The following is a 26130-nucleotide window of genomic DNA, read 5'->3' on the forward strand; positions in this document are numbered from 1 at the left end:
TATAGATTTATTGTACAAATAGAAAGGGGATAAATATGAAATTTACAAACTTAAGAAAAGTAATGGAACAAAAAGGGTTAGATGCTATTGTTGTTCTTTCGCCATACAATAGAAGATACCTTTCTGGATTTACTGGTACAAGCGGGAGTTTATTAATCACCCAGGATACGAAACAATTAATTACTGATTTCAGATATATACAACAAGCGAAATCGCAAGCTGAAGATTTTGAAATTATTAATCAAAATGGTCCTATGATTAATAAAATTAATGAATTAATTCAACACGGTGATTATAAAAATGTAGGTGTTGAAGCAGATTTAATTACGTATAATGAATATCAAGCTTTAAATACAGACGAAGTACAATTATCTTCTATTGAAGGTGTAATTGAAACAATTCGTATGATTAAAGATGATTTTGAAATTAAACAAATCCAAAAAGCAGCTGATATCGTTGATGAAACATATGAACATATTCTTAAGTGGGTTAAACCAGGTATGACTGAGAACGAAGTAAATAATGAAATGGAAATGTTCATGCGTAGTAAAGGTGCAACATGCTCTTCATTCGATACAATAGTAGCATCTGGACATCGTGGAGCTTTACCTCATGGTGTTGCAAGTAATAAAGTAATTGAAGAAGGAGACATGATTACTTTAGATTTTGGTGCGTTATATGAAGGTTACGTTAGTGATATTACGAGAACATTTGCTATTGGTGAACCTAAAGAAGAAATGAAAAAAATATATAATATTGTATTAGAATCACAATTAGCAGCATTAGAGCAAATTAAACCAGGTATGACTGGTAAAGAAGCAGACTCTATCGCACGCGATATTATCTCTAGTTATGGTTACGGCGAGCAATTTGGACATTCTCTTGGACACGGTATAGGATTAGAAGTACATGAAGGTCCTGCATTATCACAAAAATCAGATATAGTTCTTGAAGAAAATATGTGCGTTACGTTAGAACCAGGTATATATGTAGAAGGACTTGGTGGTGTAAGAATAGAAGATGACGTATTAGTAACAAAAAATGGCTTACAGCGCTTTACTAAATCCACAAAAGACCTTATTATTTTATAAGAAGGATAATTAGGAGGAAAATGAATGATTTCAGTAAACGATTTTAAAACAGGCTTAACAGTTAAAGTAGATAATGGTATTTGGAAAGTTATGGACTTCCAACACGTTAAACCTGGTAAAGGTGCAGCATTTGTTCGTTCTAAGTTAAGAAACTTAAGAACTGGTGCCATTCAAGAAAAGACATTTAGAGCTGGTGAAAAAGTAGAAAGAGCACAAATCGATAACCACCGTATGCAATATTTATATGCTAATGGTGACAGCCATGTATTTATGGATAATGAAACATATGATCAATTAGAATTACCTGGCGACACTTTAGAAAATGAGCTTAAATTTATTAAAGAAAATATGGAAGTTCATATTCAAACGTACGAAGGTGAAACAATCGGTATCGAAATGCCTAACACAGTTACTTTAACAGTCACTGAAACTGAACCAGGTATTAAAGGTGATACAGCAACTGGTGCTACTAAACAAGCTACTGTAGAAACAGGGTATACTTTAAATGTTCCTTTATTCGTTAACGAAGGTGACCAACTTGTTATTAATACAAGTGATGGAAGTTACGTATCAAGAGGATAATATTTAAACAATTTAGGCTGAGACATAAATAAGTGTCTCAGCCTAAATTATTATATGGATAGTGTGCGACTGTTTTGTAAATGTATTTATATAAGGCTTTTTAAAATTCAAAATTTGTATTACACTCCCAAATTTTAATTAAATATTAAAATCGCTTGAATTGGTATGACCACTAAAGTAAAATGTATGAAGTATCATGAATTTGAATTTAAAAGGAGTTTTTTTACATGAACTTGAAACAAATTAAAGAACTTGTTGACGTACTAGACAATTCTTCTTTAACTGAAATTGACATTAATGATAAAGAATTTAAACTGACTTTAAAAAAAGAAATTAAACAAGAAGTTATCTATAATCAAGAACCTACACGTGTAGCAGAGTCTGCACCAGTTACAAATCAAGCTGACACACAACCTGCTCCTGAAACTGAAGTAGATAATAGCATCACTATTAATGCACCAATGGTAGGTACTTTCTACAAATCTCCATCACCAGATGAAGGCCCATATGTACAAGTTGGATCTAGAGTTGAGTCTGATACTACTGTATGTATATTGGAAGCTATGAAACTATTTAATGAAATACAAGCTGAAGTATCAGGTGAAATAACTGAAATATTAGTTGAAGACGGACAAATGGTAGAGTATGGCCAACCGTTGTTCAAGGTGAAATAATATGAAAAAAGTATTAATAGCAAATAGAGGGGAAATAGCCGTAAGAATTATTAGAGCTTGTAGAGAACTTGATATACAAACAGTAGCCATTTATTCTGAAGCAGATAAAGAAGCATTACATACTCAAATTGCTGATGAAGCATATTGTGTTGGTCCAACACAATCTAAAGATTCATATCTACACATACCTAACATTCTATCAATTGCTAAATCTACAGGTTGTGATGGCATACACCCTGGATACGGCTTTTTAGCTGAAAATGGCGACTTTGCAGAAATGTGTGAAGCTTGCCAAATTAAATTTATCGGCCCTAGTTACAAATCCATTCAAAAAATGGGGATTAAAGATGTTGCTAAAGAGGAAATGATAAAAGCTAATGTACCTGTTGTACCAGGTAGTGACGGGTTAGTAGATACGGTTAAAATCGCAAAAAAATGCGCGAAAAAAATTGGTTATCCAGTAATTATTAAAGCAACAGCTGGCGGCGGCGGTAAGGGTATTAGAATAGCACGCGATGAAGAAGAGCTTGTTACTGGATTTAGAATGACTCAACAAGAAGCTGAAACAGCGTTTGGTAACAAAGGCGTTTATTTAGAAAAATTCATAGAAAACTTTAGACATATTGAAATTCAAGTATTAGGCGATTCATTTGGAAACGTGATTCATTTAGGAGAACGTGATTGTACGATTCAACGTCGTATGCAAAAATTAGTAGAAGAATCACCTTCACCTGTATTATCAGAGGAAATGAGAAAAGAAATGGGAGAGGCAGCTGTCAGAGCTGCTAAAGCCGTTGAATATGAAAATGCAGGTACGATTGAATTCATTTATGATTTAGATGAAGATACATTTTATTTCATGGAAATGAATACACGTATCCAAGTAGAACATCCTGTTACTGAAATGGTAACGGGTATGGATTTAGTTAAATTACAATTAAAAGTTGCAAGTGGTGAAGCATTACCATTGACGCAAGAAGATGTAGATTTATCAGGTCACGCTATTGAGTTTAGAATCAATGCAGAAAGTCCATTTAAAAACTTTATGCCTTCACCTGGTAAAATCAATCAATACTTAACACCTGGTGGATTTGGTGTACGTATAGATTCAGCTTGTTATGCAGGTTACACTATACCGCCTTATTATGATTCCATGGTTGCTAAGCTAATTGTATATGGTTCAGACCGTACTGAAGCAATACAAATTGGTAAAAGAGCTTTAACAGAATTTTTAGTAACTGGTATAGATACAACTATCCCTTTCCATCTAAGATTATTAGAAAATCATGTTTTCAAATCAGGTGATTTTAATACCAATTTCCTCGAGATTCATGATATTATAAATAATGAAGATAATTAAGGAGGGATTCAAGTGGCTAAAACAATTGAAAATGAAAAGCCTTCTTTAGGTAAAATAGAGATCGCGCCAGAAGTAATTGAGGTAATAGCAAGTATAGCAACTACAGATATCAAAGGTGTCTCTCACATGCAATCCGTTTTTAATAAGAATTCCTTAGAAAAATTCGGGAAAAAGAATTTTGGTAAAGGTATTAAAGTCGATATAAAAGAAGATGGTATTTATATTAATGTTTACTGTACATTTGACTACGGAACAAAAATTTCTGAAACAGCGAGAAAAGTCCAATCAGAAATTAAACAAGCATTAAATACAATGACTGCATTAACACCTAAAGAAGTTAATGTTCATATCGTCAATATACACTTTCAATAATAAACAATGATTAATTAAGAGGATGCGTGCATCCTCTTATTCTTTGAAGGAGAAGAATATGAAAAGACAAGAATTAAGAGAAATTGTGTTCAAAACTTTGTATCAATTAGAAAACAACAAAACTGAATTAACTGTAGAAGAAGCTATTTCTTATTTAGTTGAAGATTTTAAGGGTGAACAATATTTATATGTAAAAAACTATGTCAATCAAGTTATTGAAAAATCTAACGAATTAGATGATATTTTCAAACCACATTTGAAAAATTGGACGCTTGAACGATTACTGAAAACAGATAGAATTATTTTAAGAATGGCCACATATGAATTAGAATATACAGATACACCTGAAAAGGTCGTATTCAACGAAGCGGTAGAAATATCAAAAACTTATAGTGATGATGATCATTATAAATTTATTAATGGTGTATTAAGCAGCCTATCAAAATAATAAAGAGTGATAATTAAATGGATAAGTATTTAACAGTTACAGCTATAACAAAATATATAAAATATAAATTTGACCAAGACCCTCATCTCCAAAATGTATTTATTAAAGGAGAAATATCAAATTTCAAAAGACATTCAAGCGGGCACCTTTATTTTGCTTTAAAAGACGATAAAGGTGTATTAAGCGCAATGATGTTTAAATCCAATGCTAACCAATTATCATTTGAGCCAAAAGAAGGTGATCAAGTTTTAATTGAGGGACGTATAGGCGTTTATGAATCAAGAGGTTCATATCAAATTTATGTTCAAACTATGCAATTAGACGGTATTGGTTTGCTATATGAGAAATTTGAAGCACTAAAAAAAGAGCTTGCTGAGAAAGGTTATTTTAATGCCGATCATAAATTAAGTATTCCAAAATATCCTAAAAAGATAGCAGTTTTAACTGCTTCAACAGGTGCAGCAATAAGAGATATTTGTTCTACCCTAGACAAGCGTTACCCGCTTGCTGAACAAGTACTCATAAGTACTTTAGTTCAAGGTAAAGGAGCTAAGGATAATATTATTAACAATATTAAAGAGGCGGACTCTATGGGTGTTGATGTTATTATCGTTGGCCGTGGTGGTGGATCAATTGAAGATTTATGGAGTTTTAACGAGAAAGAAGTAGTTGAAGCTATATATAATTGTTCTACTCCTATTATTTCTGCAGTAGGACATGAAACTGATACGACATTAAGTGATTTTGTAAGTGATGTTAGAGCTGCTACACCTACACAAGCCGCTGTTATTGCAACGCCAGATATAAATGCGTTGTATCAACTTATTCAGAATGCACGTCAATATTTGACGAAACATATCACACAAGATATTCAAAGAGAAAAACAAAGGCTGAATCAGTTATCATCTTACTATAAATTGAAAACACCATCATTATTATATGATCAGGAAACTCAATTACTAGATGATTATCAAAAGCAATTAAATAGAAATCTCGAGCAAACAATACTCCGATATAAACATCGAATGGATATATTACAGAATAAATTAAGAATTGGACCAATTTCCAATAGAATTTTTCAATACAGACAAGATTTTGATCGTTTGAAATATGAACAGAATCAGCTGATTAATCGTATTTTGACTGATAAAAAGCAACTATTAGCTAATAAGCTTGTACAATTAGATACTTTAAGTCCTACACAAACAATGTTACGAGGTTATTCTATTATTGAGAAAGATGATAAAATAATCACAAGTAAAGATGATTTAAGTGTAGAAGATGAAATTACGGTTAACTTAAAAGATGGTAAAATAAAAGCTAATGTTAAAGAAATTAGGTGATGATTGTGACTAAAGAACAGACATTTGAAGAAATGATGACAGAACTTGAAAAAGTTGTAGGTAAATTAGATGAAGAGAATATTTCATTAGAAGAATCTATAGAACTTTATCAACGTGGCATTGAATTGAGCAGTAAATGTGAAACAAAACTTAAAGAAGCTGAAGATAAAGTTAACAAGCTAGTAAAAAAAGAAGGTGATTCTAATGAATCAGATAATGAATAATTATGTTGAAAAATTTAATGAATCACTCAATAACACCAAACTTATCCCTATAGTTGAGACTCAATTAGAAGAAAGTATGCGCTATTCTCTTTCTGCTGGTGGTAAACGAATTAGACCTGTTTTATTATTAATGACGTTATCTATGTTGAAGACTGACATAAATAAAGGTATGGAAACTGCCAAAGCTCTAGAAATGATACATACGTATTCATTAATTCATGATGATCTACCTGCAATGGATGACGACGATTATAGACGTGGTAAAAAGACAAACCATAAATTATTTGGCGAGGCAACAGCTATCTTAGCAGGAGACGCTTTATTAACGAAGGCATTCGAACTTATTTCTAAAGATAAAGAGTTAGCCTCTGAAGAAAAAGTTAAATTAATAAGATTATTATCTGAAGCAGCTGGGCATCAAGGTATGGTAGGTGGCCAAATTCTCGATATGGATAGTGAAAATAAAGATATTTCATTAGATACTCTACGTAAAATTCACAGATATAAAACTGGAGCGCTTATACGTTTTTCTGTTGTTGCAGCTTGTACAATTGCTAAAGTAAATAGTAAAACATTTTTATTATTAGATTCATTTAGCCAAGAATTAGGTTTAATTTTCCAAATAAAAGATGATTTATTAGATATCGAAGGTGACTTTGATAAAATTGGAAAAGCTGTTGGAAGCGATGAAACAAACAATAAGAGTACATATATAAGTATACTTGGGACAACTAATACAAAAATTGCTCTAGAGCAACATGTTAACCAAGCGTTATATTTACTTGAGCAATTAGGTAAAGATTATAATACTGAAGAACTTAAATCGTTAACTAAATTATTTGCAAATAGGGAAAAGTAATAATCTCGAACTTATAGGTAATAGGGCTAAAGGTGGTAAAATAATGGATGTTTCAAAAATAAAAAATCCTTCCTTTATAAAAGGATTATCAAACTCTGAACTTGAGGAATTAAGCGCAGAAATCAGAAAATTTTTAATTGAAACATGTTCTATAACTGGGGGACACATCGGGGCGAATTTAGGTGTTGTTGAATTAACACTGAGTTTACATAAACACTTTAACAGCCCAACAGATAAAATTATTTGGGATGTTGGTCATCAAGCTTATATCCATAAAATTTTGACTGGAAGAGGACACGAGTTTGATTCTTTAAGGCAATATAAAGGATTATGTGGCTTTCCTAAAATGAAAGAATCTGAACATGATGTTTGGGAAGCAGGACATAGTTCCACTTCATTATCAGCTGCCATGGGGATGGCAAAAGCACGCGATATTCTTGGAAACACAAATCACATCGTTCCAGTTATTGGAGACGGTGCTTTGACAGGCGGTATGGCTTTAGAAGCATTAAATCATATCGGTCACGACAAAACTGATTTAACAATTATATTAAATGATAATGAAATGAGTATTGCTCCGAATGTAGGTGCGATGCATAATATGTTTGGACGAATTAGAACAAATCATAATTATAATCGTTTTAAATTTGATGCTGAGAGCTTTATCACAAGATTACCAGGTGGAGATAAATTGAGGGACTCAGCTGATAAAATTAAAGACAGTTTAAAATATTTAGTCGTTGATGGTATATTTTTTGAAGAGTTAGGTATCAAATATATTGGTCCAGTAGATGGTCATAATTTTAAAGAATTAGACGAAGCAATAAATGCTTCTAAACAAATAAATAAACCTGTATTGATTCATGTTGTTACTAAAAAGGGTAAAGGTTATAAACCCGCAGAAATTGATACAGTAGGCACTTGGCATGGTTTAGGACCATATAAACTTGAAACTGGTGAAGTGATTAAAGGAAAAGCAGAAGGCCCTGCCTGGAGTGCTTTAATGAGCAATGAAGTACTTAATTATGCGAAACAAGATAAACGTGTAGTAGCTATTACACCAGCAATGCCAGTTGGTTCAAAATTAACGAAGTTTCAGCAAGAACTACCTGAACAATTTTTTGATGTAGGTATTGCAGAACAGCACGCTGTAACAATGTCTGCTGGATTAGCGACTCAAGGTATGAAACCATATGTAGCTATATATTCAACTTTCATGCAAAGAGCTTATGATCAGCTACTACATGATGTTGATAGACAAAACCTTGGCGTTTTATTTGGTGTTGATCGTTCTGGTTTAGTTGGTGCAGATGGAGAAACACACCAAGGCGTCTTTGACATAGGATTTTTAAATCAATTTCCTAATTTCACGATTATGATGCCTAAAGACGGTAATGAAGCAAAGGACATGCTTAAAACTGCATTTGAAACCGAACATGGTCCAATGGCGATTAGATATCCTAGAGGTAATGCACCAGCAGTAGAAGATAGAGAAGAAATAAAAGTATTATCCATAGGAAGTTGGACAAAGGAACGAGAAGGCAATGATGTAACATTAATAAGTTACGGTCCAACTTTAGAATTAATTACTGAAGTAGCCGATGAATTATTGAAAGAAGGAATAAATGCTACCGTAGTAAATGCTAGATTTATTAAGCCGATGGATGTAGAGTTGTTACATGAACTAGGCGAAAAAGGTATACCGTTTATTACGATAGAGGAATCTATGTTAACTGGTGGTTTAGGTACACAAATTGCAACATTCATTATAGAAAACGATTATGAAAATAAACTGCGAAGAATCGGTATAAATGATGAATATATAGAACATGGAGATGTTAATTTATTATTAGAAGATATAGGTATCTCCAAAGCAAATATAAAATCAGTTGCTAAATCAATAATAAAAAAATAATTATAAACAGATGAATAATTATGATAAAAAGGACGCTTTAGTAATAATAAAGCGTCTTTTAAATATTTAATAGCGCTTACATTACTCATTTTACAAATTTTATGCTATTATAATTGTATAAATATTCATTAGTTGAGGTGTTATAAATGGCAAATAAAACAATGCGACAAATTAAAATAAGAGAAATTATTTCAAACGAACAAATAGAAACACAAGAAGAATTAGTTAGAAGGTTAAACGAGCTCGATTTAAACATCACGCAAGCCACTATTTCTCGTGACATTAAAGAGTTGCAATTAATCAAAGTCCCAGCTCCATCAGGTCAATATATATATAGTTTACCTAGAGATAGAAAATATCACCCAATTGATAAATTAGGTAGATATTTAATGGATTCATTTGTGAAAATCGATGGTGCAGATAATTTACTTGTACTAAAAACATTACCCGGGAACGCTCAATCAATCGGTGCTATTATAGATCAAATTGACTGGAAAGAAGTTTTAGGAACAATCTGTGGTGATGACACGTGCTTAATTATCTGTAAAGACAAAGAATCTGGAGAAATTATTACAGATAGAATTTTCAATATGCTTTAAAGGAGATTTAATAAACTATGTTACAAGCACTTACAATCAAACAATTCGCAATAATTGAATCTTTAGAAATAAATTTTTCAAATGGTTTAACTGTACTAAGTGGTGAAACGGGTGCAGGTAAGTCTATTATTATAGATGCTATAGGTCAGTTAGTAGGTGCGAGGGCGTCACAAAGTTTTGTAAGACATGGTGAACAAAAATCAACAATTGAAGGTGTGTTTGACATTGATAATGTTCCAAACGTCAATAAAATCCTTCAAAATTTAGACATTGACGTTGATGAAGATTTTCTATTTGTGAAACGAGAAATATTCGCATCAGGTAAGAGTCTTTGTAAATTAAATAACCAAAATGTAACTTTAGCTGAATTAAAAACAGTTATGCAAGAATTGTTGGATATACATGGACAGCACGAAACACAAGTTCTATTAAAGCCCAAATATCATTTAACACTTTTAGATAATTATGCTGATGGTAAATACCAAAAAGAAATTGATAATTATATTAATGTTTATGAATCTTATAGAATTAAAAAGCAAGAGTTAGAGAAGTTAGAATCTCAAGACCAGGCTTTACTACAAAGATTAGACTTGATAAAATTTCAACGTGATGAATTACATGATGCTAATTTAAAAGAAGATGAATTAGACTTTTTAAACCAAGAAATTAAAAAGCTACAAAATCATGAGAAAATTAGCGAAAGTTTAAATAAAGCTCATTTATTTTTAAGTAGTGAAGAAAATATACCAGATAAAATTTATGAACTTAATCAAGAAATTCAAAATATTAATGATATAATACCAGATAAATATACTGCTTTTAGTGAAGAATTAGATCAAATGTATTATACGTTAGAAGATTATAAACATGAATTATATAATGATTTAACAAATAATGAGTTTGATGAATCATTATTAAATGAATACGAATCTCGATTAAATGTTTTAAATGATTTAAATCGGAAATATGGTAAAAGTATTCCTGAGCTTATTAAGTATCGTGACAAAATTGATGATGAAATTTTCAAAATTGAAAATTACGAACAAAGTACTACTCAACTAAGAGAAGAAATTCAAAGCTTACATGAAGAAGTTCTTGAAAAAGGAAAGTTATTATCTACAAAAAGACGAAAAATCGCATTGAAGTTAAGAGATAGACTTATTGATGAAGTTCAAAACTTGCATATGCAAGATGCTAATATTGAAATAGCATTTACTGAAACATCACCAGGTAAAAATGGTTTAGAAGAAATTGAATTTCTAATCAGTCCGAATAAAGGTGAACCACTGAAAAGTTTAAATAAAATCGCTTCAGGTGGTGAATTATCAAGAATAATGTTAGCATTAAAAAGCATATTTGTATCTAATAAAGGTCAGACAGCAATCTTATTTGATGAAGTAGATACTGGTGTTTCTGGTCGTGTAGCTCAAAAAATGGCAGAAAAAATGTATCAAATATCTCAATCAATACAAGTGATATGTATTTCCCATTTACCACAAGTCGCTGCGATTAGTGATAATCATTTATACATTACTAAAGAAACTGTAAACGATCGGACGATTACATCTATCAAACAATTAGTCGGAGACGATAAAATAGATGAAATAGCTAGAATGATTTCGGGTGTTGAAGTGACAGAATTAACAAAACAACATGCTAAAGAAATGATAATTCAAAATAAAAATTAAAATAGTATGATTTGATAGGGTGTTAAATATGAGTATTAAGGTAGCGATAATAGAGGATTCGAAAGCTTATGTGAGCGAAGTGTCTCATTATTTGAAAACACATGATATTGAAATAGTTAATATAGGTTACAATGGTAAAGAAGCACTGGAGATTCTTAATACAGATACTTTCGACGTTCTTTTATTAGACTTAATTTTACCTCATATTGATGGCATGACTTTGCTAAAAAAATATATAAAACCTAATAAAAAGTATAAAGTAATTTGTATGAGTGCATTTGTCAGTGATGACCTATTAAAGGAATCTGTTTCCTTAGGCGTAGATTATTTTCTTATCAAACCGGTAGAATTTGATGTATTACTTAATACAATTCAACGTGTTCTTAATAATAATAAACCTATTATAGCTGAAATAGATGCTATAGATTTATTATTAGAGAAAATAGGTTTTTCTTATAATCTTAATGGTTATAAATATATCAAATATGGCGTACAAATAATGCTAGAACACTCACATAATATGCAACTTACAAAAGAATTGTATCCACGTATATCAGAATATTTTAATGTACAATCGAATAATGTAGAACGTTCAATTAGACATGCAATTAAATTAGCGTGGGATAAAGATTTAAAAAAATATTGGTATAAACAAGAAAATTCATATGTAAGACCTACAAATGGTGAATTTATTATTCATTTATATCAATTATATAAAGACGATCAAATTAAAAAAAGCTGATAAATCTATTTAAGATTTGTCAGCTTTTTTTGATTGTTTCCTTTGATTATCTTTGTTTAAAAAGTATTCTTGAGCGCGTTTATTTTTCTTTTCTCTATGCAATATATATCCACCGATGAAAACAACACCAAACACAAAAAATATAAGACCTAGTAAAAACTGTAGCCATATAAATTGTAATTGGGGGACGAGCTCTCCAAAGACAGCATCTCGCATCCATTTAATACCTAAGCCTGCTAAAATTCCCGGAATAACTAAAATGATTAATGCAATATATTTTTGCATAATTGAAAACTCCTATTTATTAATAACTTATATTATATATGAGATGATGAATGAAAGTAAACAAGGAAAAGATGGAATAATCGGTGAAATTTGATTATGATTAATATTAGGAGGGGTTTATATGCAATTTAATGAAATGATAAATAAAGGTCAAAATATAGATGCTACTATAGCAGTTTGCAAATCAAATGATGAAGGTATTATTAAAGCGATTATAAAATGTATTAAACAGACAAGAGCTAAATTTATTTTATTTGATGAAGAACCACAAGACGAATTAATACGTTCTTTTAATTTAAGTCATAAGGAATTCGAAAAGATTAAAATTGTTCAAACAAGAGATTATGAACATACGATTTCAGAATGCGTTAGGGCGGTTAATGAAGGCACTGCAAATTTAATAATGAAAGGATTAGTATCGTCGTCAGAAATTTTAAAAGAAATACTTAAAGATAAATATTCTTTAAAAACGACTCAGAGAATTAGTCACCTATCTTTCTTCAAAATCCCAACATATCATAAAATGTTAGCAATTTCAGATGTTGCAATGAATATTGCACCTGACGTAAATCAAAAAATAGAAATTACTGAAAATGTAATATCAAATTTAAAGAAATTAGGCATTGACACACCTAAAATTGCTGTATTATCTGCTATCGAAACAGTTAACCCTAAAATGCAATCTTCAGTTGATGCAAAGGAAATAGTAGATTATATTAAAAAAGAAAATACAGATGTTGAAATTGAAGGCCCATTAGCTTTTGATGCTGCGATTAATAAACGAGCTTCTATTATAAAAAAAATATCTTCAAATGTTTCTGGGAATATTGATGCTGCTATTGTTCCACAAATTGAAAGTGGAAATATATTATATAAGTCTCTAGTGTATTTAGCTAATGCTGATGTTGCTTCAGTAATAGTAGGTGCTAAAGTTCCTGTCATATTAACTTCTCGTTCAGATTCATCTAAAGATAAATTTCATTCAATTTGCTGTGCATTAACATTAGTATAATTTAGTATATTTAAATAATAAAATGTTAATTATGCTTTAATTTAGAATAACTGGAAAGTTATTACAATCTATAGATACCAAGTTATTTAGAATATTCTAAAAATTTTTACTTTTTGTAAGCGCTATCATTTTGCATGAATTTATTTGATAAATAAAACATTTGATGTAAAATTAAAGATGAAGTTTATTATATATAGAATGAAAAGGGGATTATTATGTTATTCGAAACAATTGAAAAATATGACTATGAACAAATCGTTTTTTGTCATGATAAAAGTTCAGGTTTGAAAGCAATCATTGCTATTCATGATACAACATTAGGACCTGCATTAGGTGGTTGTAGAATGTGGCCATATGAAAGTGAAGAAGAAGCGATAAACGATGCACTGCGTTTATCAAGAGGTATGACATATAAAAATGCTGCTGCCGGTTTAAACCTTGGCGGAGGTAAAACAGTTGTGATCGGAGATCCGAAAAAAGATAAATCAGAAGCATTATTTAGAGCATTAGGTAGATATGTAGAAAGCTTAAATGGTAGATATATCACTGCAGAAGATGTGGGCACTACGGAAATGGATATGGATACTATTTTTGAAGAAACAAATTATGTTGTTGGTTTATCAGAAAGTCACCATTCAAGTGGTAATCCAAGTCCGAAAACTTCTTTAGGTGTGTTTGTATCAATGAAACGTGCAGTTAAAGAAGCTTTCGGTTCAGATGATCTAGAAGGTAAAACTGTAGCAGTTCAAGGTGTAGGTCATGTTGCTTACGAACTTTGTCGCTATTTAAATGAAGCAGGTGCTCATTTAGTCGTTACAGATATTAATCAAGAAGCTGTAGACAGAGTTCTAAATGATTTTAATGCTAAAAGTGTAGGTATCGATGAAATTTATGATGTTGAAGCTGACGTATTTGCACCTTGTGCATTAGGTGGAGTATTAAATGACGACACAATTAACAGATTAAAAGTTAAAGTTGTTTGTGGTAGTGCAAATAACCAATTAGAAGATATTGATAAACATGCTGACCAACTTGAAAATAAAGGTATAGTATATGCACCAGACTTTGTTACTAATTCCGGTGGTGTTATCAATGTTGCTGATGAATTAGATGGCTATAACGAAGCGCGTGCAATTGCTAATATTGAAAAAATTTATGATCAAATGGATAAAGTATTTGAAATAAGCAAGCGTGATAAAATTACATCGGCTAGAGCTGCTGAAATTTTAGCTGAAGAACGTATTAACCAAATGATGAATGTAAGAAGTACTTACTTAAGTACAGAAAAATCTATTTTATCTAGAGGTAAACGTTAATGAAAAATATTCTTGTACTTAATTTAGGCAGCACTTCATCTAAAGTAGCAGTATTTACTGATTATGAAATGCTATACGAAGATGTTATAAGACATGATATGAATGTGACAAATCTTCCACTAATTGATCAAGTTCCATATAGACTTGAAAGTATCAAGAATTCTATGAATCAACACAATTTTTCTCTACAAGCAATAGACGCTATTGCTTGTAGAGGTGGTGTGTTGAAGCCTATACAAGGTGGTACTTATCTTATAAATGAAAAGATGTTAGAAGATTTAAAGACGTTTAAATATGGATTTCATGCATCTAACTTAAGTGGTTTGATAGGTTATGAATTATCTAAAAAGTTCAAAATTAAAGCATACATAGTTGATCCTGTTGTTGTAGATGAATTAATTCCAGAGGCAAGAATAACAGGTATTAAAGGAATAGAAAGAAAAAGTATTTTCCACGCATTAAACCAAAAATCTGTTGCAAAACAATATGCTGAAGATAATAATAAAGTATACGATGATATAAATGTTATCGTTGCACATTTAGGTGGTGGAATTAGCGTAGGGGCACATAAGAAAGGCCGTGTCGTTGAAGTAAATGACGGATTACTTGGAGAAGGACCATTTAGTCCTGAAAGAGCCGGCTCAATACCCAATGATGCTTTAATTAAATGGGTGAAAGAAAACAACTTCACTGTTGAAGAAGCAAATAATCAACTCAGTAAATCATCTGGTTTACTTTCATATTTTGGGACAAATGATTGTAGAGAAGTAGTAAGAATGATAAACGAAGGAAATAAAGAAGCCAAATTAGTATTAGATGCTATGGCTTACCAAATAGCAAAATCAATCAGTGCTTGCGCTGTACCATTAGAAGGTGAAGTTGATCAAATCATTATAACTGGTGGGTTAAGTTATTCTGAATATTTAGTAAATAAAGTAAAAAAATATGTATCTTGGCTACAAAATGTTACGATATACAAAGGAGAAAAAGAAATGCAAGCCCTAAATGTTGGCATTTTGGACCTTTTACAAGGTAAAATTAGTACCAAGTCATATGAATAAGGAGTAATACTATGTCTAAAGAATACGATTTAGTTATTCTAGGCGGTGGAACGGCAGGTTATGTATCTGCTATTCGTGCTGCTCAACTTGGAAAAAAAGTCGCAATTGTCGAAAAATATAAATTAGGTGGTACATGTTTACATAAAGGATGTATACCTACTAAATCTTACTTAAAAACCGCTGAAATATTAAGATATATTAATCACGCAGATCAATATGGTATCAAACAAGCTTCCGCGAATTTTGATATCCAAGATGTTGTCGCTAAAAAAGATGAAACCGTTACAACTATGTACACAGGTGTACAAAGTTTAATGAAAAAATATAAAATTGATGTATATCAAGGAAATGGAAGATTACTTGGACCATCACTTTTCTCACCACAAGCTGGCACTGTGTCAGTAGAATTAGAAAATGGTGAATCTGAATTACTTGTTAACCAAAATGTTTTAATAGCTACAGGTTCTAAACCTGTGGAATTACCATTCTTAAAGTTCAATCATAAAACAATCATTTCTAGTGATGACATGATGAATATGGAAACTTTACCTAATAATATTTTAATTATAGGCGGTGGCGTTATAGGTCTTGAGTTTGCATCTTTACTCAACGATTTAGGGGTAGATGTGACAGTAGTAGAAGCAGGGGCTTCGATTATTCCAAATGAACAGCAAGAAATTAGTAAAATAATCAAAAAGGATTTTCAAGAAAGTGGTATTAAAATCTATGAAGATTTACCATTAAGCGAAGAAAATATATCAATTACTGACCAAAATATTAAAGTACAATTACGAGATGATGAAGTAACGTTTGATAAAGTACTAGTAGCTGTTGGCAGAAAGCCAAATACTGAAGATATTGGAATTCAAAATACAAAGATTAAAACAGATGATAAAGGCTATATCGTTACAAACAATGTATATCAAACAGAAGACAAACATATATATGCAGTAGGTGATGTAATAGGTAATTATCAATTAGCTCATGTTGCAACTAAAGAAGGAACCATATCTGTGGAAAACATGTTTGATCAAAATCCAATTCAGTTAGATTACTTAACGGTGCCTAGATGTATTTATACAAATCCTGAAGTAGCTTCAATTGGTATGACAGAACAAGATGCTAAAAATAAAAATATAAATTATAAGAAATTCAAAGTACCTTTTAAAGCCATAGGTAAATCTGTTATAGAAAACAATGGATTAGGAGAATGTATATTAATAAAAGACATGGAAAATGACCTTGTGTTAGGCATTCATATGGTTGGTGCTAAAGTAACTGAGTTAATTAATGAAGTGTCTTTATTTACTTTTATGAATGGTTCTACTGAAGAATTAGCAACAGCAGTACATGCTCATCCTTCAATTGGAGAAGTATTAATGGAATTAGGATTAAAATCAGAAAACCGTGCAATTCACGTCTAAAAAAGGAGTGACGAAATGTTAGATTACAAAACTGTTGGTTTAACACATGAAGATTTAAAAGAAATATATAAATGGATGTTGCTCGGTAGAAAAATCGACGAAAGAATGTGGCTTTTGAATAGAGCGGGTAAACTTCCGTTTGTTATTAGTTGCCAAGGTCAAGAAGCAACCCAAATCGGTACTTATTATGCATTACAAGATGATGATGTATTAGCACCATATTATCGAGATTTAGCTTTAGTTACAGCTAGAGGCATAACTGCAGAAGAATCGATGCTAGCTGCTTTTGCAAAAGAAGGAGACACTTCAAGTGGTGGTAAGCAAATGCCTTCACATTTCAGCAAGAAAGACTTAAATATATTAACTCAGGGTTCATGTGTAACTACACAAGTATTACACGCAGCTGGAGCAAGCTTATCTTTAAAAATGGATAATAAAAAGAACATAGCACTTGCAACTCTAGGTGAAGGTAGTACGAGTCAAGGTGATTTCCATGAAGCGATGAACTTTGCTGGTGTACACAAACTACCTTATATTTGCATAATAGAAAATAATAAATATGCTATATCAGTTCCAACTGAATTACAGTTTGCGACAGATGATTTATCTAAAAGAGCTGAAGGATATGGCGCTTTTGGTGAACAAGTAGATGGGAATGACCCAATAGCAGTATATAAAGCTGTTAAAAAAGCGAGAGAACGTGCAATAAATGGAGAAGGTCCAACTTTAATTGAAGCAATTTGTAGCCGTTTAACACCACATTCTTCAGATGATAATGATAACTATCGTCCAGCCGAAGAATTAAAAGAAGAAAAAGAAAATGATTGTAATATCAAATTCAAAGAATATTTGATTGAAAATGAAGTTGCAGATGAAGAGTGGTTTAATCAGATAGAAGAAGAAATTAAACAAGAAATTAATACGGCGACAAAAAATGCAGAAAAAGCACCTTATCCACGACCTGAAGAAGCTTTAACACATGTATATGATCAAGGAGGCGAATCAAATGCCTAAATTATCTTATCTAGACGCTATTAATCAAGCGATGGATCAAGCTATGGAAAAAGATAATAATGTCTTTGTTATCGGCGAAGATGTTGGTCTTAAAGGCGGCGTATTCGGAGCAACAAAAAATCTGTTTAATAAATATGGTGCAAGTCGTGTTCTAGATTCACCATTAGCTGAATCAAATATTGTAGGTGCTTCTATAGGTGCAGCAATGTTAGGGAAAAGACCAGTTGCAGAAATTCAATTTGCAGAATATATCGTGCCTGCTACAAATCAAATTATTAATGAAGCAGCAAAAATTCGTTACCGTTCAAATAATGATTGGGATTGTCCGATGACAATACGCAGTCCTTTTGGTGGAGGAATACATGGCGCTTTATATCATTCGCAAAGTATTGAAAGTATTTTTTGTTCCACACCAGGTCTACGTGTTGTTATTCCATCAACACCATATGATGCAAAAGGTTTATTACTAGCGTCTATTGAAGAGAATGACCCTGTATTATATTTTGAACATAAAAAAGCTTATCGCTTATTGAAAGAAGAAGTACCTGAAGAATATTATACGGTACCAATCGACAAAGCAGATGTAAAACGTGAAGGTTCAGACATTACAGTGTTTACTTATGGACTATGTGTGAATTATGCATTACAAGCTGCAGAAATCCTATCTACTGAAGATATAGATGTAGAAGTAGTAGATTTACGAACTTTATATCCATTAGATAAAGAAACGATAATTAACTGTGCTAAGAAAACAGGTAAAGTATTACTTGTTACAGAAGACAACCTTGAAGGTAGTGTTATGAGTGAAGTATCAGCTATTATAGCAGAGCATTGCTTATTTGATTTAGATGCTCCGATTGCTAGATTAGCAGGGCCTGATGTTCCAGCTATGCCATTTTCACCACCAATGGAAGATTTCTTTATGATGAATCCAGAAAAAATAGAACAAAAAATGAGAACATTAGCTGAATTTTAGGAGGTAAAAAAATGGAAGTAAAAATGCCGAAACTCGGGGAGAGCGTCCACGAAGGCACAATTGAACAGTGGTTAGTTAAACCTGGCGATCATGTCGAAGAATATGACGCACTTTGTGAAGTTATTACAGATAAAGTCACAGCAGAAGTACCTTCTTCATATACTGGTGTAATAAAAGAAATTAAAGTAGAAGCGGGAGAAACGATTGATGTAGGGACCGTTATTTGCACTATGGAAGTAGAAGGTGAAGTTGAGAAAGAAAATGATTCAGATCATAAAAAACAAGAAAATCATGAATCTATTCAAGAAGCATCAGAAAATATTAAAAATGATAACCAGTCTGTAAGCGAGTCTCATAACAAACCTAAAAATAATGGACAGTATTCACCTGTAGTGTTTAAATTAGCGAGCGAAAATGGCATTAATTTAGAAAATATTGAAGGTACTGGTAATTTAGGAAGAGTCACTAAAAAAGATATTGTAAAAGCAATAGAAAATAAAGGAAATACAGAAAAAAGCGAGCCTATTGCGAATACTACTCCTGCAGAGCAAAGCCCACAATCTGAAAGTGCAGCTATAGAGTATAATTCAAATTCAAGTCACGATACAATACCTGTTAATGGTGTTAGAAGAGCAATTGCAAATAAAATGTTGCAAAGTGTACAAGAAATACCGCATGCTTGGATGCAAGTTGAAGTAGACGCAACTGATTTAGTTAAAACGCGACAACATCATAAGACATCGTTTAAGCAAAACGAAGGATATAATCTTACTTTCTTTGCATTTTTTGTAAAAGCAGTAGCAGAAGGGTTGAAAAAGTATCCAATGCTTAATAGTAGTTGGCATGAAGATGGAATCAAAATTAATAAAGATATCAATATATCTATAGCTGTAGCAAGTGAAGATAAATTATATGTACCTGTTATTAAAAATGCTGACGATAAATCAATTAAAGGAATTGCAAAAGAAATTAATGATTTAGCTACAAGAGGTAGAAAACATCAACTAACATCTCAAGATATGCAAGATGGTACTTTTACTGTTAATAATACAGGTTCATTTGGTTCAGTATCATCTATGGGTATTATCAATCATCCACAGGCAGCTATATTACAAATTGAATCTATTGTTAAACGACCTGTAGTAATTGATGACATGATAGGCATTCGTGATATGGTTAATTTATCTTTATCTATTGATCATAGAATATTAGATGGCTTATTAGCAGGCGAGTTTTTAAACTTTGTTAAAGAACGTATACAAAGTATGACGATTGAAAATACATCTATATATTAATAACACCTACGCATTGTTTTAACTAGAAATCTCCTGTAAAATAAAGATAACTATTATTACAGGAGGCTTTTCTTATGGAAATGGATTTCAATTTATATATGAATGACGTTGTAAGCTCTGCAAGAAATGAAATTGAAGCAGCAGGATATAAACAATTAACAACAAAAGAAGAAGTAGAAGAAACTTTTAATAAACCAGGTACAACATTTGTTATGGTCAATTCAGTTTGTGGCTGCGCTGGTGGAATCGCAAGACCAGCTGCGCAACATGCTTTACATTATGATAAATTACCAGATCAATTAGTTACAGTATTTGCTGGACAAGATAAAGAAGCAACAGAAACAGCAAGAGATTATTTTGAAGGTTATCCACCTTCAAGTCCGTCATTTGCTTTCCTTAAAGACGGTAAAATTGTAAAAATGATAGAAAGACATGAAATCGAAGGGCATGACCCTATGAGTGTTATCACAAATATTCAAGCTCTATTCGAAGAACATTGTGATGAAATCTAAAGGATTGGTATAGAGGCATGCAAATAAGACCGTATAGAATAGGGTATAGAACATTAAAGACCGCTTTAGGGATGACATTAGCTGTCATCCTTTCTAAGTTAATAGGACTTGATAATTATGCTTCAAGCGCTATTTTAGTAGTGTTATGTACTAAAGATACAAGAGTGAAATCAGTTGAAGCGGCTATGTACAGATTTATAGCATGTTTAATTGCAATTCTAGTAGCATCATTATTCTTTACATTCTTAGGTACTAATCCTGTAGTTCTTGGGATTATGGTATTATTATTCATTCCTATTACTGTCATGATAGGTGTTCAAGAAGGTATTGTAACGAGTTGTGTTATTATATTACATTTATTTTTAGCACCTAAAATTGATTTAGACTTAATTATTAATGAAGTATTATTATTGATAATTGGTATAGGCATCGCGCTTATTATGAATATGTTTATGCCAAGTCTAGATACAAAACTTAATCATTATAAACGTAAAATTGAAGATGACTTTATTTTAATAACTTTTGTCTTTAGCCAAGCGTTATTAGATCCAAATAAAGAACTTAATATTCCTTCTTTTGATAAAGTTGAAGATAATATTAAGAAAGCAAAATCTCTAGCTTTTAGAGATGTAAAAAATCATTTTGTAAGAAATGAAAATTCCTATTATCATTATTTTGATATGAGACAAGAACAATTAACCTTACTTATACGGATGAAGAAACTAATAGAATCTATGCAACATAGTCAGCATGCACATCAACTCTGCAGCAAATTACTTTTAGATGTATCGCAACATGTTCAAAGTAATGATTATTCATTAATGAGACTACATGATTTATATGCGATTAGAATTAAACTACAAACGATTGATTTGCCTAAAGACCATATAGAATTAGAAAGTGTAGCCTCTGTATTCCAATTATTAAATGAAATTGAAGAATACTTGCATATTAAATCTGAATTCGGAAGTTTGAAAAAATAATATAATAAAAGCCGGAGAAAATTCTTTTTAGAAAGATTATTTCTCCGGCTTTTTGCTTCTAGGACTTTCTTGTCCATTGCTATGAAATATTATTATTAAGTTATTTTATTATGATAATAAGAATGGCAATACGCCCGATAATATTAATGAAGCTACGATAGCAACTAACATTACAATAATAATAATTTTTCGTACATTTTTGTTTAACATGATTACCCTCGCTTTGAACATTAGTTTTGTATATATTTATCAACTATTATACACTAGAAAGTGAGATAATTAAATAAATGAAACGAGGGACAAGCATGATTAATGAAGAACGCTTAATTAACACATTTTTAGAATTAGTAAAAGTCGACTCTGAATCTTCTAATGAGAGAAAGATTGCAGATTTATTGAAACAAAAATTCACTCAACTAGGTGTAGATGTTAAAGAAGATGACTCTCAAGATGAAACGGGATACGGTGCTGGAAATTTAATTTGTACGTTACACGGACAAGATACAAGTAAGACACCTATTTATTTTACGAGTCATATGGACACTGTAACACCAGGTAATAATATTCAACCAGAAATACGTGATGATGGATATATTTATTCTAATGGTGAAACAATTTTAGGTTCTGATGATAAAGCTGGTCTTGCAGCTATTTTAGAAGCAATTGAAGTAATGAAAGAAGATGAAATTCAGCATGGAGATATTGAATTCATTATTACAGTAGGGGAAGAGACAGGTCTTGTTGGAGCGAAAGCATTAAATCCTGATGATATTAAAGCTAAATTTGGATATGCGATAGATGCTCCTGGTAAAGTTGGAACGACAGTTGTTGCAGCGCCTACACAAGCTAAAATCGAAGCTACAATTAAAGGGAAGACTGCACATGCTGGGCTTGAACCTGAAAAAGGTGTTTCAGCTATAAATATCGCTGCTAAAGCAATAAGTCATATGAGTTTAGGTAGAATCGATGAAGAAACTACAGCTAACATCGGTAGATTTGAAGGTGGTACTGCTACAAATATCGTGAGTGACCATGTATATATTTTAGCTGAAGCGCGTTCTTTAAATGATGAAAAAATGAAACAACAAGTTGAACATATGAAAGAAGCTTTCGAAAAAACTGCTGAAGAATTTGGTTGTACCGCTGATGTAGAAGTCAATATAATGTACCCTAGCTTTAATTTAAGTGAAGAAGATGATGTTGTTAAGTTAGCTGTAAAAGCAACTGAAAAAATAGGTAGAACATCAGAGTTAGTTAAATTAGGTGGTGGCTCAGACGGAAACGTAATTAGTGGTTTTGGTATTCCTACAGTTATTTTAGGAGTTGGTTATGAATATATCCATACTAAAAATGAGCGTATGCCAATTGAAGAATTACAAAAAATTACAGAACAAATTATAGCAATTTCAGAATTAGCGTAATTTTATAAATTGTAAACGTATTCATTTCGTTTTTCAAGAAAATTAAGCTTTCATAGACGCGAAACAGTTGTGAATTATGTTAAAATATATATGAAAACGATAAAAAGTGAGGTAAATTTCATGACACAACAAATAGGTGTAGTCGGTTTAGCTGTAATGGGTAAAAACTTAGCTTGGAATATTGAATCACGTGGATACTCAGTATCAGTATTTAACCGTTCTAAAGAAAAGACAGAACAAATGGTTGAAGAGTCAAAAGGTAAAAATATATATCCGAATTATTCTATAGAAGAATTTGTAGATTCATTAGAAAAACCAAGAAAAATTTTATTAATGGTTAAAGCTGGTGAAGCAACTGATAAAACAATCGATAGTTTATTACCGTTATTAGATAAAGGTGATATTTTAATCGATGGTGGTAATACTAACTATTTAGATACTATTCGTAGAAACCAATATCTAGATGAGAGTGGCATTAACTTTATCGGTACAGGTGTATCTGGTGGAGAAGAAGGTGCATTAACTGGACCATCTATCATGCCAGGTGGACAAGAAGAAGCATACAAACTTGTAGCACCTATATTGGAAAGTATTTCTGCTAAAGCAAAAGATGGCGCACCTTGTGTAACGTATGTAGGACCAGATGGTGCTGGACACTATGTGAAAATGGTACATAACGGTATAGAATATGCTGACATGCAACTAATTGCTGAAAGTTACGACTTAATGAAACGTGTTCTTCACATGGACCATAATGAAATCGCAGAAACATTCAAATCTTGGAACGTTGGTGAATTAGAAAGTTACTTAATCGAAATCACTGGCGAGATCTTTAAAAAATTAGATGAAGATGGTGTTCCATTAGTAGAAAAAATCATGGACAAAGCTGGTCAAAAAGGTACTGGTAAATGGACATCTATTAATGCTTTAGAATTAGGTATCCCATTAACTATTATTACAGAATCAGTATTTGCTAGATTCATATCTTCATTTAAAGATGAAAGAGTGAAAGCAAGCCAAGCATTTAATCCTGAAGTTACAGAATTTGATGGAGATAAAGAAGCTTTCTTAGAACAAATTAGACAGGCGCTTTATATGAGTAAAATTTGTAGTTATGCACAAGGCTTTGCTCAAATGAAGACAGCTAGTGAAACTAATAATTGGAACCTAAAATTAGGCGAACTTGCTATGATTTGGAGAGAAGGCTGTATCATCCGTGCACAATTCTTACAAAAAATTAAAGAAGCTTATGATAATGATAAAGAATTAACAAACCTTTTATTAGATCCATACTTCAACGATATCGTTTCTAAATACCAAGGTTCATTAAGAGAAGTTGCAGCTACAGCTATTAAAGCTGGTATTGCTACACCTGGTTTCTCATCAGCAATTAACTATTTCGATAGTTATAGATCAGAAAACCTACCTGCAAACTTAATCCAAGCACAACGTGACTACTTCGGTGCTCACACATACGAACGTAAAGATCAAGAAGGTATTTTCCATACAGAATGGACTAAGTAATTAAGAGTTATAGTCAAGAGACTAGGACATAAATCCCAACTCAAAATAAATAACATCTCATTTCACTGATTTATTCAGTTAGAAATGAGATGTTATTTTTATATAATCTATGATTTTGTTCGTACATGTTTGTCTAGGGTATGGTTCGATTCTGTAGTCTCTCACACATACTTGTTCCTTAAAGGTGTCTGTAGTTGGATTAATGAAGTAGAAAATCCAATAAAGGTGTGGTTAGTTGGATTAATGAGTTAGAAAATCCAATAAAAGCGTGTCTATTTGGATTAATGAAGTAGAAAATCCAATAAAAGCGTGTCTATTTGGATTAATGAAGTAGAAAATCCAATAAAGGTGTGTCTACTTGGATTAACGAGGTAGAAAATCCAATAACGATGGCTGCACTTCATAAAAAAGCACCTATGTATATGTCGTACTTAATTCTAATCCAATAACAGTATATAAAAAAAGCAGTGAAGAATTCCTATAATAATAGGGTTTTCTTCACTGCTTTTATTTATCTATATTTAATCTAATTTCTCGTAATCAATAGGTATCCATAATTGTACTTTAGTACTCTCTTGATCAAAGTTAACATCTAGTGGGTATACTTCAACATAAAAGTCATCATGTAAATAAGGCATTTTTAATTGCCATTGATTTTCAATATGGTGCCATGCTTCACTTACGACGAAATCCAATTCGCCTTGTAAATTAAAAGTAGCAAAATGATGACTAGGTAAGTAATAGTTATCTAAATGCCCTGGATAACGATCACTTGGTACACCGACGAAAACTTCTAAACCATCTAGAAGTGGTCTTCGTATAATAAAAAGTTGATTTGGTTTAACGTCATTATACCTAATAAAATCTTCGACATATTTATTTTCAATTAACATTTCCAATAAATCCGGTACAAGAAAATGGTTATCTAATTCGCTTGCTTGATAATGATAATTTTTACCTACTAAATTTAAATCATCTTTATATTGTAAAGTATAATTTAAAGGTTCTGTTTCAGTAGCTGTAAGTTTGATAGAAACTCGATTTTTAATTTTAAGCATAGATTGATGTGTCTTTGTTTGTAGTGGGCTGATACCGTGATAAGCATTATAATCATGTGCAAAAGAGTTTGCATCACGATAACCATATTTCATAGCTATATCTAATATCCTTGTGTGTCCACTTAAAATATCCTTGGCCGCTTCGGTCATTCTTCTTGCTGATTGATATTCTAAAGGCGTCATACCTACTATCATAGTAAAAGTTTGGTTTATATGAAAAGGGGATTTATCTACATAATCGCTTAAAGTTTGTAAACTAATATCACTTAACAAATGGTCTTCTATGTAAACAATCACTCTTTGTAAATCTTTAATTACTTCCAAAGTTCAGTCACTCCTGTGGGTAGAAAGA

The 26130-nt window shown here is 31.6% G+C and carries 27 protein-coding genes; 24 read left to right on the forward strand and 3 right to left on the reverse strand.

Going from position 1 to position 26130, the window contains the following annotated elements; all coding sequences use genetic code 11:
* The first annotated feature begins 35 nt into the window (after positions 1-35).
* From LQ688_RS01870 to LQ688_RS01930, 13 genes are all read left to right on the forward strand, one after another.
* A complete protein-coding gene (locus LQ688_RS01870; protein ID WP_218688376.1) occupies positions 36-1091 on the forward strand; it encodes a M24 family metallopeptidase in 1056 nt (351 codons plus the stop codon).
* Between the two features lie 24 nt (positions 1092-1115).
* Entirely contained in the window at positions 1116-1673 is a 558-nt protein-coding gene (gene efp / locus LQ688_RS01875) for an elongation factor P (RefSeq protein ID WP_017000252.1), read from the forward strand.
* A 227-nt stretch (positions 1674-1900) separates the two neighbouring features.
* Positions 1901-2347, forward strand: coding sequence for an acetyl-CoA carboxylase biotin carboxyl carrier protein (gene accB / locus LQ688_RS01880; RefSeq protein ID WP_239752573.1), 447 nt, complete (start codon positions 1901-1903; stop codon positions 2345-2347).
* A 1-nt stretch (position 2348) separates the two neighbouring features.
* Positions 2349-3707 carry an acetyl-CoA carboxylase biotin carboxylase subunit gene (gene accC, locus LQ688_RS01885; protein WP_017000254.1) on the forward strand — a complete coding sequence of 453 codons (1359 nt, stop codon included), beginning with the start codon at positions 2349-2351 and terminating at the stop codon, positions 3705-3707.
* A gap of 12 nt (positions 3708-3719) precedes the next feature.
* On the forward strand, positions 3720-4079 hold the full coding sequence (locus tag LQ688_RS01890; RefSeq protein WP_017000255.1) for an Asp23/Gls24 family envelope stress response protein: 360 nt from the start codon (positions 3720-3722) through the stop codon (positions 4077-4079).
* A 58-nt stretch (positions 4080-4137) separates the two neighbouring features.
* On the forward strand, positions 4138-4527 hold the full coding sequence (gene nusB, locus LQ688_RS01895; RefSeq protein WP_017000256.1) for a transcription antitermination factor NusB: 390 nt from the start codon (positions 4138-4140) through the stop codon (positions 4525-4527).
* 17 nt (positions 4528-4544) lie between these two features.
* Complete coding sequence (xseA, locus tag LQ688_RS01900; RefSeq protein WP_064211058.1) at positions 4545-5870, forward strand: exodeoxyribonuclease VII large subunit; 1326 nt, start codon at positions 4545-4547, stop codon at positions 5868-5870.
* 5 nt (positions 5871-5875) lie between these two features.
* Complete coding sequence (locus LQ688_RS01905; protein WP_017000258.1) at positions 5876-6094, forward strand: exodeoxyribonuclease VII small subunit; 219 nt, start codon at positions 5876-5878, stop codon at positions 6092-6094.
* Positions 6075-6953, forward strand: coding sequence for a polyprenyl synthetase family protein (locus LQ688_RS01910; RefSeq protein ID WP_135031052.1), 879 nt, complete (start codon positions 6075-6077; stop codon positions 6951-6953). Before LQ688_RS01905 ends, LQ688_RS01910 begins: the two co-directional genes overlap by 20 nt.
* A gap of 43 nt (positions 6954-6996) precedes the next feature.
* Positions 6997-8868, forward strand: a complete 1872-nt coding sequence (gene dxs / locus LQ688_RS01915; RefSeq protein WP_017000260.1) for a 1-deoxy-D-xylulose-5-phosphate synthase — start codon at positions 6997-6999, stop codon at positions 8866-8868.
* 146 nt (positions 8869-9014) lie between these two features.
* Positions 9015-9467, forward strand: coding sequence for a transcriptional regulator AhrC/ArgR (ahrC, locus tag LQ688_RS01920; RefSeq protein WP_017000261.1), 453 nt, complete (start codon positions 9015-9017; stop codon positions 9465-9467).
* Between the two features lie 17 nt (positions 9468-9484).
* Positions 9485-11155: a DNA repair protein RecN gene (gene recN / locus LQ688_RS01925; RefSeq protein WP_017000262.1), complete on the forward strand. Its 1671-nt coding sequence runs from the start codon at positions 9485-9487 to the stop codon at positions 11153-11155.
* 28 nt (positions 11156-11183) lie between these two features.
* A complete protein-coding gene (locus LQ688_RS01930; RefSeq protein ID WP_070045399.1) occupies positions 11184-11897 on the forward strand; it encodes a sporulation initiation factor Spo0A C-terminal domain-containing protein in 714 nt (237 codons plus the stop codon).
* A gap of 9 nt (positions 11898-11906) precedes the next feature.
* Here LQ688_RS01930 and LQ688_RS01935 read toward each other — a convergent pair whose 3' ends face one another.
* Positions 11907-12182, reverse strand: coding sequence for a DUF2627 domain-containing protein (locus LQ688_RS01935; protein ID WP_017000264.1), 276 nt, complete (start codon positions 12180-12182; stop codon positions 11907-11909).
* A 121-nt stretch (positions 12183-12303) separates the two neighbouring features.
* On the opposite strand from LQ688_RS01935, the gene LQ688_RS01940 reads away from it, so the two are divergent.
* The 9 genes from LQ688_RS01940 (at position 12304) to LQ688_RS01980 (ending at position 21775) form a co-directional block, all read left to right on the forward strand.
* Positions 12304-13194 (forward strand): phosphate acyltransferase, encoded by an 891-nt coding sequence (locus LQ688_RS01940; RefSeq protein ID WP_239706315.1) that lies wholly within the window; start codon positions 12304-12306, stop codon positions 13192-13194.
* Between the two features lie 215 nt (positions 13195-13409).
* Positions 13410-14510, forward strand: coding sequence for a Glu/Leu/Phe/Val dehydrogenase dimerization domain-containing protein (locus LQ688_RS01945; protein WP_275589806.1), 1101 nt, complete (start codon positions 13410-13412; stop codon positions 14508-14510).
* Positions 14510-15571, forward strand: coding sequence for a butyrate kinase (gene buk, locus LQ688_RS01950; protein ID WP_239752574.1), 1062 nt, complete (start codon positions 14510-14512; stop codon positions 15569-15571). Before LQ688_RS01945 ends, buk begins: the two co-directional genes overlap by 1 nt.
* Before the next feature lie 11 nt (positions 15572-15582).
* Positions 15583-16995 carry a dihydrolipoyl dehydrogenase gene (lpdA, locus tag LQ688_RS01955; RefSeq protein ID WP_239752575.1) on the forward strand — a complete coding sequence of 471 codons (1413 nt, stop codon included), beginning with the start codon at positions 15583-15585 and terminating at the stop codon, positions 16993-16995.
* A gap of 15 nt (positions 16996-17010) precedes the next feature.
* Entirely contained in the window at positions 17011-18009 is a 999-nt protein-coding gene (locus tag LQ688_RS01960) for a thiamine pyrophosphate-dependent dehydrogenase E1 component subunit alpha (protein WP_017000269.1), read from the forward strand.
* Entirely contained in the window at positions 18002-18985 is a 984-nt protein-coding gene (locus LQ688_RS01965; RefSeq protein ID WP_017000270.1) for an alpha-ketoacid dehydrogenase subunit beta, read from the forward strand. Before LQ688_RS01960 ends, LQ688_RS01965 begins: the two co-directional genes overlap by 8 nt.
* Positions 18986-18996: 11 nt before the next feature.
* Positions 18997-20280 (forward strand): dihydrolipoamide acetyltransferase family protein, encoded by a 1284-nt coding sequence (locus LQ688_RS01970; RefSeq protein ID WP_239752576.1) that lies wholly within the window; start codon positions 18997-18999, stop codon positions 20278-20280.
* Between the two features lie 74 nt (positions 20281-20354).
* Entirely contained in the window at positions 20355-20792 is a 438-nt protein-coding gene (locus tag LQ688_RS01975; protein WP_017000272.1) for a BrxA/BrxB family bacilliredoxin, read from the forward strand.
* A 17-nt stretch (positions 20793-20809) separates the two neighbouring features.
* Positions 20810-21775 carry an aromatic acid exporter family protein gene (locus LQ688_RS01980; protein ID WP_017000273.1) on the forward strand — a complete coding sequence of 322 codons (966 nt, stop codon included), beginning with the start codon at positions 20810-20812 and terminating at the stop codon, positions 21773-21775.
* Between the two features lie 108 nt (positions 21776-21883).
* Here LQ688_RS01980 and prli42 read toward each other — a convergent pair whose 3' ends face one another.
* Complete coding sequence (prli42, locus tag LQ688_RS01985) at positions 21884-21985, reverse strand: stressosome-associated protein Prli42 (RefSeq protein ID WP_017000274.1); 102 nt, start codon at positions 21983-21985, stop codon at positions 21884-21886.
* A gap of 95 nt (positions 21986-22080) precedes the next feature.
* On the opposite strand from prli42, the gene LQ688_RS01990 reads away from it, so the two are divergent.
* A complete protein-coding gene (locus LQ688_RS01990; RefSeq protein ID WP_064204553.1) occupies positions 22081-23196 on the forward strand; it encodes a M20/M25/M40 family metallo-hydrolase in 1116 nt (371 codons plus the stop codon).
* Between the two features lie 120 nt (positions 23197-23316).
* The gene (gene gndA / locus LQ688_RS01995) at positions 23317-24720 is read left to right on the forward strand and encodes an NADP-dependent phosphogluconate dehydrogenase (protein WP_017000276.1); all 1404 of its coding nucleotides are present in this window, start codon (positions 23317-23319) and stop codon (positions 24718-24720) included.
* Between the two features lie 521 nt (positions 24721-25241).
* Here gndA and LQ688_RS02000 read toward each other — a convergent pair.
* On the reverse strand, positions 25242-26102 hold the full coding sequence (locus tag LQ688_RS02000) for a helix-turn-helix domain-containing protein (protein ID WP_064211255.1): 861 nt from the start codon (positions 26100-26102) through the stop codon (positions 25242-25244).
* Positions 26103-26130: the final 28 nt, after the last annotated feature.

It is taken from the genome of Mammaliicoccus sp. J-M40 (assembly GCF_022386395.1).
Classification (GTDB): Bacteria; Bacillota; Bacilli; order Staphylococcales; family Staphylococcaceae; genus Mammaliicoccus; species Mammaliicoccus lentus.